Raw genomic sequence first — 14,064 nt, 5'->3', positions numbered from 1 at the left:
ATTTTTGTGCATTATGAAGACAAAATTGTTCATTTTCATCACCATGATTTTCACAAGTTTAAACGCTCAAAATGATAAAGTGCGTTGGACTGATCTTTTTTCTTACAATAATGTGAAATTGTTGGAAGAAGTAAATGGTGTGATTTATTGTGGAACTGAAAACGGAATTTTCTTGTTCAATCCTCAAAATCCAACAAGTGATTGGATTAAACTAAATAAAACCAATTTTTTGAACAATGTTGGGGTTTCTGCAATGGCTTATGATATAGATTCGGATTCGTTTTTAGTTGGGTATGAAAATGGAGGTTTAGATTTATTGAAATCTGGAGAATCGACAATGGTTTTGGATATCAAATGGAATGGTTTTTCGGGTGATAAAAAAGTCAATCATATTTTTATAAATGATGGAATTGCGTTTATTTCTGGAGCTTTTGGAATTGTTTCTTTCGACTTAAAAGAGGAAGAATTTAAAGAAACAACACGTACAAATACAGCTGTTGTAAATGATGCAACAATTAACGGAACAACTCTTTATATTGCAACAGATAAAGGAATCTATTCGAGCGAATTATCGGATAAGAATTTGAATAATCCAGATTTTACAAATAGAAAAATTTGGAAAGAAGAAATTGTTGGTCAAAATGTTACAAATATAGAATTATTTGAAAATGAGATTTATTATTCGGTAAACAATGAATTAAAATTATTAAGAGGAACTTCTACTCCTTTTAATTTGATTAAAGAGTTAAAATCGTCGAATGGTAAATTAATTATTACTCAGAATAATCAAATTTCTGTTTTCAAAGGAGATAATTACCCTTTAATTGATGAAGATGGAAATGAAATAAATTTCAATTCAGGAATTTTTATTAACAATATTTATTTTGGAGGTTCAGTAAATCATGGAATTATTAATTTATCTAATCATAAAGAATTTTATCCCGATGGACCTTTCAATAATAAAGCTTGGTCTGTAACAACAAAAAATGGAAAAGTCTGGATTGCTCCAGGAGGAACTCTAGGTTATGGAAATGTTTTAGATAATAGTGATGGTTTCTATTATTATAATGTAAAACAATGGAACAATTTTCGTTCAAAAGATATTTTTGATATTCGAGATGTTTTAAGAATCGCTCCTCATCCAGATAAAAATAATAATACATTTATAGTTTCATCATTCAATAAGTATGGACGCGATGTAAATGGGCGAACAGATTTATTAGAATTTGATCCAACTAAATTCGAGTTTGTAAATAATTATAAACCTGATCGAATTATTAGTAATCAGTTCCCTAGTTCTAGAATTTCTGGATTAGCCTATGATAAATTAGGAAACTTACATATTGGTGCTTCATTTCCAGATGGAAAATCTCCTGATTATAATTCGGTTTATTACTTAGAACGTAATGCTAATGGGACGTGGAATAATATTTCTGTTGATAAAGCCTCTGCAATAGTGGCTCTAACTCCTGATTTTTCTGATATTTATACCTATTATCCAAGTGGTAGAGAAGGAGGAGGGGTTGCTGTATTAGATAAAAATTATCAAATAGTAACAACTTTAACAACTTCAAACAAGTTGCCTATTAATAACGTTTTGACAGTTGCAAATGATAGATCAAACAACTTGTGGATAGGAACTCAACAAGGTTTAGTGGTTTTGTACGGAGCTGATAATGCTGTAAGTTCTAATAATATAATTGCCGAGCCTGTTGTCATTATTCAAGATGGAATTCCGGAAGCGTTGTTAACCGATGTTGGAATTTATGCTATAAAAGTAGATAACGCAAATAATAAATGGATTGCAACAAATGGAGCAGGAGTTTATTATGTTTCGGATAGTGGAGAATCGACGAAATTGTATTTTACGTCTAAAAATTCACCTTTACCTTCGGATGTTGTGTACGATGTTTCGATTGATGAATCGACAGGAAAAGTATATTTTGCAACGGAAAAAGGTGTGGTTTCGTATAACGGAGATGTATCGACAGAAGCGAATAATTTTAACAATGCAATTGCTTATCCTAATCCTTATCGTCCAGAATATAAGGGGAATGTCACGATAAAAAATCTTCCAAATCGTGCGTTGGTTAAGATTACAGATATTGTTGGAAATTTACTTTTTGAGAAAAAAGCAGAAGGAGGAATTGTAGAATGGAACACAAATAATGCAAAAGGAAAGCCAGTAGCTTCTGGAATTTACTTAGTTTTGATGACAAATGCTGATGGTACAGAAACCAAAACATTAAAAATTGCAGTTGTCCGTTAATGAAAATTTTAGAAACCAAAGCCATTGTACTTTCAAGCTTAAAATATGGTGACACGAGTTTAATTATTCGTTGTTATACACAAGATTTTGGCCTTAAATCATTTATAGCAAAAGGAGTTTTCTCCAAAAAAAAGCGAAATACTTCGTTGTATTTTCCGCTAGCAGAAATAGATTTGAGCTTTCAACCGAAATCAAATGAACAACAATTGGTTTTCTTAAAATCAGCTCAGACGTCGCATTATTATGAATCGTTGCATTTTCATCCCATCAAATCGGCGATTGTTTTTTTCTTAGCTGAAATCCTAAACTTAGTTCTAAAAGAAGAATCAGATAATCCAGAATTATATTTTTACATTGAACATTCGTTAAAAGAATTTGATCAAAAAAAAGATGATTTTGCAGATTTTCATTTGATTTTTTTAATTCAATTATCACATTTTCTTGGTTTTTATCCCAACTTAGAAATTGATGGAAATCTATTCGATTTAGAAAATGGATTTTTCACAAATTCGAATTCATCTATCAATATGTTGAAAGCAGATGAAACTGTTTTGTTCAAAAAATTGTTAGAATTACACTTTTCCGAAGATTCAAAAAATACATTCAACCAATCGCAACGTTCTCTTTTACTCGAAATTCTAGTGAAGTACTATCAAATTCACACCAATAATTTTAAGAAGCCAAAATCATTACAAGTTTTATACGAATTGTTTAGTTAATCTCCCGAAATAAATTCTAACAAATCTTTAAAACAAAGAATAAATAAAACTCCATATATTTGCTATAGTTAAAAGCATTTACAATGAAATTCAATACAAAAGCTATACATGGAGGTCAACAACATGACCCTTCTACAGGAGCCGTAATGACTCCAATTTACCAAACATCAACATTCGCGCAAAGATCACCAGGAGATTACAAAGGATACGAATATTCTCGTGGTGCAAATCCAACAAGAACTGCTTTAGAAAATGCATTAGCATCTATCGAAGGTGGAGTTGCAGGTTTTGCATTTGGTTCTGGTTTGGCAGCAATCGATGGTGTATTAAAATTATTTAAACCAGGTGATGAAATCATCGCGATGGACGATTTATATGGAGGTTCTTACCGTTTGTTTACACGTGTTTATGAAAAATTTGGATTGAAATTCCATTTCGTAGATATGACAAATGTTGAGGCTGTTGTTGTTTTAATCAATGATAATACAAAAATGGTTTGGGTTGAAACACCTACAAATCCATTGATGAAAGTGGTTGATATCAAAGCGGTAAATGATGCTGTAAAAGCAAAAAAATCTGATATTTTAGTCGCTGTTGATAATACATTTGCTTCGCCTTATTTACAACGACCAATTGAGTTGGGAGCAGATATAGTGATGCATTCTGCAACAAAATATTTAGGAGGTCACTCAGATTTAGTTGCTGGAGCAATTGTGGTTAATTCAGAGCAATTGGCAACTGATGTTCACTTCAATTTATTTGCAACAGGAGGAATTTTAGGACCACAAGATTCTTACTTAGTTTTACGTGGAATCAAAACTTTGGCTGTTCGTATGGATCGTCACTGTTCAAACGGAATGAAGATCGCACAATTTTTAGAGGCTCATCCAAAAGTTGCGCACACGTATTATCCAGGTTTGGAAAATCATCCGCAACACGAAATTGCGAAAAAACAAATGAAAGATTTCGGAGGAATGGTAACGTTTACGTTGACTTCTGGGAAGAAAGAAGATGCTTTCAAAATTTTAGAAAACTTAAAAGTTTTCACTTTGGCTGAATCTTTAGGTGGTGTTGAATCATTAGCAAATCACCCAGCTACGATGACACATGCGTCTATTCCTGCTGAGAAACGTGCTGAAATTGGTATTACAGATGATTTAATTCGTTTGTCTGTTGGTATCGAAGATATAGATGACTTATTAGAAGATTTAGAACAAGTTTTGAATTTGATTTAATCGATATAAGGAAAATAAAAAAAAACGGAATCTATAAGATTCCGTTTTTTTTATTGAATTGGAGTTAATGCTTCAGAATTACGAAGAATTGCAACGTATTGAAAATAATCAGTTGTTTTTAAATTTTCTTTTGGCGTAATGTTTTCTCCAAATAATCTTGACTTTATTTGAATTAAATTTTGAGAAGATTTGTATGGTGAATTTTTCGCATTAAGATTAAAAATTGAAATGGAATTAGACTTTGCAAGTTCTTTAAAATCAAGAATACCTTTTATTAACATCATCGGTCCATCAGCATTTACCCAGTTTATTTTTTCATTTTCTGGAGTAGGAAATTGATCATTTTTAGGTAAATACATTTCACTGTCCAATGTATAACTTACGATGCTTGTTACGTTATATTTATTGTCTAAAAGTCTTTCAGCAAAAGGTTTTTCTTTATCATTCATACTTTTTTGAAGTGTATGAAAAAGACCAAATAATCCATAGAATTTTTCATTTTGTAGATGATTCTTTGAAATGATATGATTAAAATTTTCAATCATTGCAGAATCTCTTGAAATTTTGTTGTTAGAATCATCAAAGTTTGTATCAATACCCAAAACAACGATTTTAGATGAATCATTTAATGTTTTATTGTAATCATACAAGTTGTTCCATTTTTTTAGTAACTCTTGACTTGATTGTTGAGGAATTCTTTTTTTAATAGCTAAAACAACTTCTTTTAATAATTTTTCATTTTTAACATCGGAGCTTAGAAATGTGTTTAATTTTTTAGAATTTAAACTGTCCATTTCGGCAATGTAATAGTTGAATCCAAGATTCTTATTCAAATATTTAAACATAAATTCATCTAATTTTTAATTGTCAGCAAAACCATGAATTTCACCTAATAGAATAACATTTGAAGTGTTGAAGTTATTATCAAAAATCTGAGAATCAAAGTTGCTGTCAATTGTTGTTTTATTATTTTTTAGATAGCCAATATTTGTTTCATTTTTAGAAGCTAAGAAAATTTTATTACTAATAAATAAATACAAAAAAATAAGTGTAATTATTGAAATTAGAGCAATAAAGAAGATTTTTAGGATTTTGATAAGTGTTTTCATGTTGTTAATTTTTATCAAAACTATAGTTAGCAAAAGACTTGTATAAATATATGTTTACGAATTGTTGATTTTTTAGGATGAATTGAGAAAATCATTTACTGAAAATTTTTTCTATTTTTATAAAATGAAGTTTCTAATTCTTTTCTTACTTTCTGTGATGAGTTTTGCTCAAAAGTTGGATACGATTAATCTCAATCAAGTTGAGGTAGTGAATTATTCCAATTACAAACAATTTCGTCCAAAGTTTAAACAAGTGGTTCGATTAACGGATAACACAAGTTTCGGACTTAAAATATTTTCGAATTTATTACTTCCAAATGAGAAAGAAATTGAAATTGTCGCAATTGAAATTTTGTTTGAATCAAAAGTGAAAAAGAAAAATTATTGCAACGAATATTATTATTTCAAACCAATGATTCTAAAATCGATTGAGGATAAACAAAGTTTGATTGAAGAAAAATGGTTTGAAGTGGATAAAGATTATCAAGGAAAATATATTTTTCCGATTCATTTAAAACTTAAACCTTCCGAAGCCAAAAACTATTTTATTGGTTTAGAAACTTCTTACGAAAATCCTTTTTGTCCCGAAGGAAATGGCTATTTTGATTTGATTGTAACAAAAAAATCAGTCGAATATTACAATGAAATTAATGGTGAAATGATTAAACAAGATATTTTGAAAAATCATTCACTTAACTACAAAATCTATTACAAATAGATTTATTTCCACAATAATTTCAATTCAACTTTATATTTCCCAGCGTATGGTTTTGGGGTTGTTGGTTTCTCCGAAATCGAGAATTGATACACGCCACGCGCAGGTAATTCGAAAATGGTTTCTTTGCCAAAAGGACCACCTTTTATAGAATCCGCAGGTCCTTTGATGTGATTAATTCTAATATTCGCTGTAGAATCTTGTGCAGAAATTTTGATCCAAACTTTCTTTGCAGAATCTGCATTAAACGTAAACGTATTGGTTTGTCCCGCTATTTTAGTCGGTTCCGCTTTTGCTTTTGCATAACTTACTTCAAGATTCTCTGTAGTGTTATTAGCGCTTAAAGGAACAATTTTATCTGTATTAGATATAACTTTTTGCTGAGGTTTTATCACAACTTTTTTCTGAGGAGAAGCTGTTTTTACCACTTCTTCTTTCATTACATCTTCTGTTGTTGGTTTATCTTTTTTTACCAAATCCTTGTACGCAGAATCAACTCCAATCTTGCTTGGATAAATGGTTGGTGTAGATTTGTCTTCACAACTATAAAGCGTAATCAATGTAATAAAAGCGATAAAAGTCCATTTCATAACAGAAAAATTCTGTTGTAAAAGTAACTATTTTAACTGCAATTTCAAGGTATATTTTCCTTCAAATGGATCGCCTTGCATCAAACTTTCGCCAATTCGAATTTGATACAAACCTTTTTCGTTTAAATCGTAATTGATTTCTTGTCCAAAAGGACCATCTTTTTCATTATTTGGAGAGATAAGTTGATTAATTCTAATGTTTCCTAGTTTATCTTGAGGAATTATTTGAATAAAAACAGATGAAGAAGAATCATTTCTAAAACTAAATGTTTGTTCTTCTTTTGCTACTTTTTCAATTTCAAATTTACCTTTTCCTTGTATTAATTTCAATTCAGAATTATTCATAATCTTTGGAGAAGCAAAAGCAATTTCCTGAATAGAAGAATCTTTTTTAATTTCTTTTTGTACAGAACCTCCAATTATAAGTGATTTATTTCTTGTAATACAATAAATAAGAATAGCACCAATAGCTATTGTGAGTATTATAATAGGATTATATTTTTTCATTGTTGTAAATTTGTATTTAATTAATTACAAATTCTGAACCAAAATATGTTGTTCTACGAAAGTATTGGAGTTGGGAAACCTATAGTTTTCTTACATGGTTTTTTGGAAAATCATAAAATATGGAATCGTTTACAGAATGATTTATTTCATCACAATCAAATTATTACAATTGATTTACCTGGACATGGAAATTCTGAAAATTTTCAAGAGGTGAATACGATGGAAGAAATGGCAGAAAAAGTGATTGAAGTTCTGGATGAATTAAATCTTGAAAAAGTAGCTTTTGTAGGACATTCGATGGGAGGATATGTGACGTGTGCGTTGGCTGATCTTTTTCCTGAACGAGTAGAAAATATTGTTTTGATTAACTCCTCGACTTTACCAGATGATGAAGCGAAGAAAAATCAACGTTTGAAAGCGTGTGAAACTGCTCGTAAAAATTTCAATGCGTTGGTGAGTTTTAGTATGCCTACTTTATTTGCAGCGCATCATCGAGATCAATTCAAAGATGAGTTGAAATTTGTAAAAGAAATTGCTTTAAAAACTCCAATTGAAGGTGTTTGTGCAGCTTTGAAAGGAATGCGACAGCGTCCAGATCGTTCGTCGATTTTGTATGATTTCAAAGGTGGAATTTATATTATTGTTGGAATGAATGATGAAACAGTTAATCCTGAATTATTTTTAATCTTAATTCCAAATTTACCTAATATTCATTTGTACAAATTTGATGGCGGACACATGGCTTTTATAGAAAATTATGATGAGGTTTTATCGATTTTGAAATCAATTTAGCGCTTACGTTGGAAAAATTCTTTCATCAATTGACCGCATTTCTCTTCCATAATTCCCGAAACAATTTCAGTTTTTGGATGTAATTCGCCAATTTTTGCTTTAAAACCGCGTTTTTCATCCGAAGCACCATAAACCACTTTCGAGATTTGGCTCCAATACAATGCTCCGCCGCACATCACACAAGGTTCTAAGGTTACATACAATGTGCAATCTTGTAAGTACTTTCCACCTAAATAATTTGCTGCAGACGTAATGGCTTGCATTTCTGCGTGCGCTGTAACATCAGTCAATGTTTCCGTTAGATTATGTGCTTTCGCGATAATTTTGTTGTTGCAAACAATCACAGCTCCAACTGGAATTTCGTCTCGCTCGAAAGCTGTAACCGCTTCGTTAAAGGCGATTCGCATAAAATATTCGTCTGTAAAAAGATTTTCCATTTCTATAAAATTTAAGGCAAAAATAATCATTTCCAAATTGGATATTCGATACATTTGTACAAATTGATGCCTCTTTTATGAATCAATCAAAATATATCATTGCAGCCATTATAACCTACTTTATGTGGGGATTTTTTAGTTTCGGATTGAAACCGATCGCCGGTTATCCACCTTTGGATATTCTATTTTTCAGATTGTATGTTTCCGTTTTCTTTTTAGTGGTCATTAATGTTGGATTTCGACGTAATAAGATGAAAGCTGATTATGATTTATTCAAATCATTTGATAAAAAGAAACAGAAAAAATTAGTAAGTTTAATTGTTGGCGGATCATTGATTTTGATGACGAATTGGTTGATGTTTATTATCGTGATGAATCATATTAGCGTACAAGCAGCATCGCTTTCGTACTTGGTTTGCCCGATTATTACTACCGTTTTGGCTTTCATTATTCTGAAAGAACATTTGACCAAAATAAAATGGATTGCAGTTGGTATTAGTCTTTTAGCATGTTTGGTTATTTCTATAGGTCATCTTATAGACTTGGTTTATAGTTTGATTGTAGCTTGTACATTTGCACTCTATATCATTATTCAGAGAAGTTTGAATGTTTTTGATAGTTTCAATTTGTTGATGACACAATTATTAATTGTAGCCATTCTGATGTTACCATTGGTTTTCATCTTTTCAGGACCAATTCCGACCGAAACAATTTTCTATCAATGTATCATGATGATTGTGATTTTGTTCACTATCATTCCAATGTTCTTAAACAATTTTGCTTTAAAAGGAATTGACTCTTCAACTGTTGGAATTTTAATTTATTTGAATCCAATTATGAATTTTGTTTTAGCAATTTTCTATTACAAAGAAGCCGTTTCTCTAATGCAAATGATCGGTTATAGTTTGATTTTACTCGCGATTGTAGGGTTTAATTCACAAACAATTTTCAAAATGAAAAACATAAAAAAATCTGAAGTTTAAACTTCAGATATTTTTATGTTGATTTTTCAGGAAATATTATTTGATGTAAACAGAATTTGGTGAAACTCCAGTTGTAATTGCTGGATTTTTAAGACCTCCTTGTGCATTCTGAATTAATAATCGTCCATTAGAATTGTAATCTTTTGCGTCTAAAACATAAAAAGTATCACCTTTTACATAGAAACCATATACACTATCAGCACCTGTTATGTAATCTGCTTTTGTAGGCAAAGCTGTTGCATTTGTAGCCATAGAATAAACAGAATTATTAACGATGTAATACAATTTACTATTCTCCGCAACTAAGAAATTAGGATGTTGTCCATCAGGAAAATTCATTTCTAATTTATCTTCTGAAGTTAAATTATAACGAACCAATTTTCCTTTTGTAGTAGTTCCCCAATTAACACCTTGAGAAAGCACAAATAAATTTCCGTTTTGAATTGTTAAATCTGTCGGAACATCACCAACATTTATACTTTTTTTATCATTTGTTTTAAGGTCAATAATTGTAACTGTTTTACCTGTTCCCCAGCCACCTTTTTGTGCAACATAAAGTTTGTTATTGTCAAGAATCATTTTTTCTGGACCTTCATCTACTTTATATTTTTCTACAAATGTTAAATCACTGATTTTGTATTTTGCAATAAAATCATCTGTCGTTACATTAGGATCTCCCCAGTTTGAGATATACAAAAATTGATCATCAGAAACGATATAACGAGGGTTGCTCATATTATCTGATGATGGAATTGTACTAATTTTTTTGAAAGTTGTGTTGTCTACAACTTCTACTTTATTAGAAACATTAAGAACAATATAAGCTTTGTTTCCTTTGAAATACATGCTTTGTCCTACAGAACCCAATTGTGCACCAGCGTTCGCAGTCTTGAAAATTTCTTGAATAGGATTTGTTGTACTTACATCTTTTGTTGGATCAAAATAAGTGATTTCTGCGTTAGCTGAATTGAAACCTCCTTCATTCAAAATAAAAACTCCTTTCGAGTAGTTTCCTTTTTCAGGATCATTATTTGGCCCATCATCGTCATTTGAACAAGATTGTAAAAATACTCCTGCCAAGGCTATAAGTGCGATTGATTTAAATTTAGTCATAGTTTTTTAAAATTTTATTTGTATTTGTATGTTATAATTTGTGCCGGGTTGCCAACGATTTTCTTGCGTTTGATATTCTTGGTTAAACACATTATTCACACTCATAGAAACGCTATAAAGTGGTGAAATCGTAAAATTTAAACCTAAATTCGTTAGCCAAAAACCATCAAGTGTTCTTTCTTCTTCCGAATCGGTAAAAACTTTACTTGTATAAATATTTTGTAGAAAAGCAGATAAACGTTTGTAAGTGTATTGTGCGCTCGCCGTCCATTTATGATTTGGGGAATACATCAATTCCTTATTTTTAAATTTATCTTTTGTTTTGGTGTATGCATAAGTTGTATTGAAACTAAATGCATTCCATTTGTAGCTTCCAATCATTTCAAAACCATAGGTTTCAGCTTTGTTGATGTTCACAGGAACCCAATAAGAAGTGTTTTGCGAACTCGGAATCCATTGAATCATATCACTCAACTTATTATAAAAAATATTGGTTTGAATGTTTAAATTTTTGTTGATAAAATCATTTCCAAGTTCAAATTGATAAGCTGATTCTGATTTCAAATCTGGATTTCCACCAGTTTTCCAAAATAAATCATTGTAGGTTGGATTTCTGAAATTTTTCGAAACATTTCCTCTCAATTGATACGAATGAATCGGACGAAAATTAAAACCCAATGAATAAATAAATGGATTTTGGTACGTATCAGAAAAATCTTGACGAATACTCGCTTCGTATTCCAAAACATCTGATAATTTATGCTTCGCGATTAAGGCAAAATTGATTGAGTTTTGATCGCTTTTATTCAAATTATTTCCACTTCCTTGATTATAATTAGCTTCAGATAAAAATGAAAGCTCGAAATTATTAGTCAATTGATGATTCAGATAATATTTTAAAACATAATTATCCACCTGTAAATCGTCCGAATAAGATTTGTGAATATTGTTGAAATAACTGTTTTCTTCTCGGATATATGCCAATTTTAACTGCGATAGCCACTTTTCATTTGGATTGAAATTCCATTCTGTCATCAAACGATAATCCTTATTTTCGTACCCAGAAGGCGTTGAACCAATGTCAACTAAAGGAAATTCGCGCTTCCCAAAATTGATCATTGAATAAAGTTTCAATTCGTTTTCAGGATTAATTTTATAGCCAAAATTTCCATTAATTGTATTGAAATAATATTTTCCGTTCAAATTCTTCTTCATGTGATTCGGAATTTTATAATCATTATCAGATTGATTTCGTTCGTAATCGATTGAAGAACTAAATTTTTCTGTACTATATTTCAATTGATATTTTCCCGACCATGTATCGTAACTTCCGTATCCTAAATTTATTTTTTGCTGTAAACCTTTGTCATACTCAAATTTATTCAACAAATGAATTGTACCGCCGATAGAACCTGTTCCATACGCAATACTTCCGCCTCCTGGTTTCACTAAAATTCCGTCAAACGAATTACTTGCAAATAAATTAAAATCCGTTTGTCCTGTTGTTTGCGAATTGACATTTATTCCGTTCCAAATTACCGCTGTATGCGAAGCTAAAGTTCCACGAAACGAAGGCGAAGAAACCATTCCTCGTCCATTTTCTTTAAAATAAATTGGCGTTTGCGCTTGTAAAACTTGCGTCAGTTGATTAGGATTTTGCTCTAAAATACTATCATTAAGTTTGATAATACTTTGAGATTTGTAATGATTTTTAAGAAAAGCATCGTTCAAAATCAAAGGTTTCAAATTGATGGTATCCGTCTGTGCAAAAGCAATTCCAGCGATAAGATTAAAACAAAGAAAAAGTTTTTTCATATTAAAATCTGTTTTTCCTCCGAAAACATTTTCTATTAATTTGTTAGCAATGGCAGGTTTCCTGACTTATTCTTTTACAAAAAGTATGTTAGAATTTACAGTTGCGGGGACAGTTTTGGAATTGAACCAAATTCCCTTTTAACTCACTCGTTGAGCACCATTTTATGCAAATGTAAAGAAAAGCAATTGATTTTATAAAAAGTAGATTGTTAAATCGTTAACCTTAAATTAAGATCAGATTTATTTTATTTGTACAGTATTCAAAATCATTATATCTAGTGATTTTTAAGAATGATGGACAAATTAAATTTGTAACCAACAAAAACAATTATTATTTAAACTTTAAAAACGATGGAAAACAATCAGCCGTACAAATCAGAGAAAAAAATCATTGCTGGAATTTTAGTAGGATATTTAGGAATTCATAAATTCTATTTAGGATATACAAAAGAAGGAGTTATTCAAATTATTGCCACTTTTGTAACATTTGGATTTGCTGGACTTATTGGATTTATTGAAGGGATTATTTATTTGACTAAATCTGACGAAGAGTTTGATAAAACATATGTAGAAGGTCACAAAGGCTGGTTCTAAAATAGAGATTACATTCTTTTTTAAATATTTTTCGATCCCAAAATAACTTTAGATTATTTTGGGATTTTTTTATTGAATGAATTCGTTTTAAATAATTCGCAAGTTTTTTATTACATTTGCTTTAGGAAAAAATATAATAAAGAACGAAATCGCATAAAATGGCTATAAAAACATTTAGAGAAGTAATCGCAGAGGCAATGAGTGAAGAAATGCGTCGCGATGAATCTATATTTTTAATTGGAGAAGAAGTAGCAGAATACAACGGAGCGTACAAAGCTTCGAAAGGAATGTTAGACGAATTTGGAGCAGAACGTGTAATTGATGCGCCAATCGCAGAGGCTGGTTTTTCTGGAATCGCAATTGGATCTACAATGACGGGATGTCGTCCAATCGTAGAATATATGACATTCAACTTCTCATTAGTGTCTATTGACCAAATTATCAATAACGCTGCAAAAATTTATCAAATGTCAGGAGGACAATTCAACTGTCCAATTGTATTTAGAGGACCTACTGCTTCTGCAGGACAATTAGGTGCAACACACTCACAAGCTTTTGAGAATTGGTATGCAAATGTACCAGGTCTTAAAGTAATTGTTCCTTCAAACCCTTATGATGCAAAAGGTTTATTAAAATCTGCAATTCGTGATAACGATCCAGTAATTTTCATGGAATCTGAACAGATGTATGGAGATAAAATGGAAATGCCAGATGAAGAATACACAATCGAAATTGGTAAAGCAGAAATCAAACGTGAAGGTACAGATGTAACGTTAGTTTCTTTCGGGAAAATCATTAAGCAAGCTTACATTGCTGCTGATGAATTAGCTAAAGAAGGAATTTCTGTAGAAGTAATTGACTTACGTACAGTTCGTCCATTAGATTACGATACAATTTTCAAATCTGTTAAGAAAACAAATCGTTTAGTAGTTTTAGAAGAAGCTTGGCCTTTCGCTTCAGTTGCTTCAGAAATTACGTATATGGTTCAACAAAAAGCATTCGATTATTTAGATGCACCAATCAAACGTATCACAACAAAAGATACATCAGCGCCTTATGCTCCAAACTTGTATGAGACTTGGATTCCTAATGCAAAAGATGTAGTTGAAGCTGTAAAAGCTGTGATGTATAAATAATTAAGATTTATAAACTATATTTGTAAAGTCTAGCATACATTTTGCTAGAC

The 14,064-nt window shown here is 30.8% G+C and carries 15 protein-coding genes and 1 riboswitch; of the genes, 8 read left to right on the top strand and 7 right to left on the bottom strand.

The window, feature by feature from the left end; genetic code table 11:
• Window positions 1-43 precede the first annotated feature (43 nt).
• The 3 genes from B3578_RS08860 (at window position 44) to B3578_RS08850 (ending at window position 4,223) form a co-directional block, all read left to right on the top strand.
• Window positions 44-2,269, top strand: coding sequence for a two-component regulator propeller domain-containing protein (locus tag B3578_RS08860; RefSeq protein ID WP_291047951.1), 2,226 nt, complete (start codon window positions 44-46; stop codon window positions 2,267-2,269).
• Window positions 2,269-2,988 carry a DNA repair protein RecO gene (gene recO / locus B3578_RS08855; protein ID WP_125349971.1) on the top strand — a complete coding sequence of 240 codons (720 nt, stop codon included), beginning with the start codon at window positions 2,269-2,271 and terminating at the stop codon, window positions 2,986-2,988. Before B3578_RS08860 ends, recO begins: the two co-directional genes overlap by 1 nt.
• Window positions 2,989-3,071: 83 nt before the next feature.
• Complete coding sequence (locus tag B3578_RS08850) at window positions 3,072-4,223, top strand: cystathionine gamma-synthase (RefSeq protein WP_286495281.1); 1,152 nt, start codon at window positions 3,072-3,074, stop codon at window positions 4,221-4,223.
• Between the two features lie 50 nt (window positions 4,224-4,273).
• Here the strand turns inward: B3578_RS08850 and B3578_RS08845 are convergent, their stop codons facing one another.
• Window positions 4,274-5,068: a hypothetical protein gene (locus tag B3578_RS08845; RefSeq protein WP_291047946.1), complete on the bottom strand. Its 795-nt coding sequence runs from the start codon at window positions 5,066-5,068 to the stop codon at window positions 4,274-4,276.
• Window positions 5,069-5,083: 15 nt separating this feature from the next.
• On the bottom strand, window positions 5,084-5,332 hold the full coding sequence (locus tag B3578_RS08840) for a hypothetical protein (RefSeq protein WP_291047942.1): 249 nt from the start codon (window positions 5,330-5,332) through the stop codon (window positions 5,084-5,086).
• Window positions 5,333-5,456: 124 nt separating this feature from the next.
• On the opposite strand from B3578_RS08840, the gene B3578_RS08835 reads away from it, so the two are divergent.
• Complete coding sequence (locus B3578_RS08835; protein WP_219034054.1) at window positions 5,457-6,050, top strand: hypothetical protein; 594 nt, start codon at window positions 5,457-5,459, stop codon at window positions 6,048-6,050.
• Between the two features lie 2 nt (window positions 6,051-6,052).
• On the opposite strand, the gene B3578_RS08830 is transcribed toward B3578_RS08835, so the two are convergent.
• Both B3578_RS08830 and B3578_RS08825 read right to left on the bottom strand, forming a co-directional pair.
• Window positions 6,053-6,637, bottom strand: a complete 585-nt coding sequence (locus B3578_RS08830) for a hypothetical protein (RefSeq protein ID WP_114998137.1) — start codon at window positions 6,635-6,637, stop codon at window positions 6,053-6,055.
• Window positions 6,638-6,664: 27 nt separating this feature from the next.
• Window positions 6,665-7,144: a hypothetical protein gene (locus B3578_RS08825; protein ID WP_114998135.1), complete on the bottom strand. Its 480-nt coding sequence runs from the start codon at window positions 7,142-7,144 to the stop codon at window positions 6,665-6,667.
• A 45-nt stretch (window positions 7,145-7,189) separates the two neighbouring features.
• Here B3578_RS08825 and B3578_RS08820 point away from each other — a divergent pair, with 45 nt between their 5' ends.
• Window positions 7,190-7,936 carry an alpha/beta fold hydrolase gene (locus B3578_RS08820; protein ID WP_114998131.1) on the top strand — a complete coding sequence of 249 codons (747 nt, stop codon included), beginning with the start codon at window positions 7,190-7,192 and terminating at the stop codon, window positions 7,934-7,936.
• Here B3578_RS08820 and B3578_RS08815 read toward each other — a convergent pair.
• Window positions 7,933-8,373 (bottom strand): nucleoside deaminase, encoded by a 441-nt coding sequence (locus B3578_RS08815; protein WP_115001927.1) that lies wholly within the window; start codon window positions 8,371-8,373, stop codon window positions 7,933-7,935. The two genes, B3578_RS08820 and B3578_RS08815, sit on opposite strands and share 4 nt — an antisense overlap.
• Window positions 8,374-8,450: 77 nt before the next feature.
• Here B3578_RS08815 and B3578_RS08810 point away from each other — a divergent pair, with 77 nt between their 5' ends.
• A complete protein-coding gene (locus tag B3578_RS08810; protein WP_291047932.1) occupies window positions 8,451-9,356 on the top strand; it encodes an EamA family transporter in 906 nt (301 codons plus the stop codon).
• A 36-nt stretch (window positions 9,357-9,392) separates the two neighbouring features.
• Here the strand turns inward: B3578_RS08810 and B3578_RS08805 are convergent, their stop codons facing one another.
• Window positions 9,393-10,469, bottom strand: coding sequence for a DUF5074 domain-containing protein (locus tag B3578_RS08805; RefSeq protein ID WP_280049930.1), 1,077 nt, complete (start codon window positions 10,467-10,469; stop codon window positions 9,393-9,395).
• A 6-nt stretch (window positions 10,470-10,475) separates the two neighbouring features.
• Window positions 10,476-12,284 (bottom strand): TonB-dependent receptor plug domain-containing protein, encoded by a 1,809-nt coding sequence (locus tag B3578_RS08800; protein WP_291047928.1) that lies wholly within the window; start codon window positions 12,282-12,284, stop codon window positions 10,476-10,478.
• Window positions 12,285-12,318: 34 nt separating this feature from the next.
• Window positions 12,319-12,461: riboswitch (cobalamin riboswitch) on the bottom strand.
• A gap of 174 nt (window positions 12,462-12,635) precedes the next feature.
• Between B3578_RS08800 and B3578_RS08795 the strand changes: the two genes are divergently transcribed.
• A complete protein-coding gene (locus B3578_RS08795) occupies window positions 12,636-12,878 on the top strand; it encodes a TM2 domain-containing protein (protein ID WP_291047924.1) in 243 nt (80 codons plus the stop codon).
• A 158-nt stretch (window positions 12,879-13,036) separates the two neighbouring features.
• A complete protein-coding gene (locus tag B3578_RS08790) occupies window positions 13,037-14,014 on the top strand; it encodes a pyruvate dehydrogenase complex E1 component subunit beta (protein WP_114998120.1) in 978 nt (325 codons plus the stop codon).
• Window positions 14,015-14,064: the final 50 nt, after the last annotated feature.

The organism is Empedobacter sp. UBA1574, from assembly GCF_002322895.1.
In the GTDB taxonomy this organism is placed as follows: Bacteria; Bacteroidota; Bacteroidia; order Flavobacteriales; family Weeksellaceae; genus Empedobacter; species Empedobacter falsenii_B.
Note: the sequence above shows the minus strand (reverse complement) of the source record. Positions and strands in the feature narration are given on the sequence as shown.

Coding starts and splice junctions, on each gene's coding strand:
- B3578_RS08860 (WP_291047951.1), top strand. CDS start 44: ATGATTTTCACAAGTTTAAACGCTCAAAATGATAAAGTGCGTTGGACT.
- recO (WP_125349971.1), top strand. CDS start 2,269: ATGAAAATTTTAGAAACCAAAGCCATTGTACTTTCAAGCTTAAAATAT.
- B3578_RS08850 (WP_286495281.1), top strand. CDS start 3,072: ATGAAATTCAATACAAAAGCTATACATGGAGGTCAACAACATGACCCT.
- B3578_RS08845 (WP_291047946.1), bottom strand. CDS start 5,068: ATGTTTAAATATTTGAATAAGAATCTTGGATTCAACTATTACATTGCC.
- B3578_RS08840 (WP_291047942.1), bottom strand. CDS start 5,332: ATGAAAACACTTATCAAAATCCTAAAAATCTTCTTTATTGCTCTAATT.
- B3578_RS08835 (WP_219034054.1), top strand. CDS start 5,457: ATGAAGTTTCTAATTCTTTTCTTACTTTCTGTGATGAGTTTTGCTCAA.
- B3578_RS08830 (WP_114998137.1), bottom strand. CDS start 6,637: ATGAAATGGACTTTTATCGCTTTTATTACATTGATTACGCTTTATAGT.
- B3578_RS08825 (WP_114998135.1), bottom strand. CDS start 7,144: ATGAAAAAATATAATCCTATTATAATACTCACAATAGCTATTGGTGCT.
- B3578_RS08820 (WP_114998131.1), top strand. CDS start 7,190: ATGTTGTTCTACGAAAGTATTGGAGTTGGGAAACCTATAGTTTTCTTA.
- B3578_RS08815 (WP_115001927.1), bottom strand. CDS start 8,373: ATGGAAAATCTTTTTACAGACGAATATTTTATGCGAATCGCCTTTAAC.
- B3578_RS08810 (WP_291047932.1), top strand. CDS start 8,451: ATGAATCAATCAAAATATATCATTGCAGCCATTATAACCTACTTTATG.
- B3578_RS08805 (WP_280049930.1), bottom strand. CDS start 10,469: ATGACTAAATTTAAATCAATCGCACTTATAGCCTTGGCAGGAGTATTT.
- B3578_RS08800 (WP_291047928.1), bottom strand. CDS start 12,284: ATGAAAAAACTTTTTCTTTGTTTTAATCTTATCGCTGGAATTGCTTTT.
- B3578_RS08795 (WP_291047924.1), top strand. CDS start 12,636: ATGGAAAACAATCAGCCGTACAAATCAGAGAAAAAAATCATTGCTGGA.
- B3578_RS08790 (WP_114998120.1), top strand. CDS start 13,037: ATGGCTATAAAAACATTTAGAGAAGTAATCGCAGAGGCAATGAGTGAA.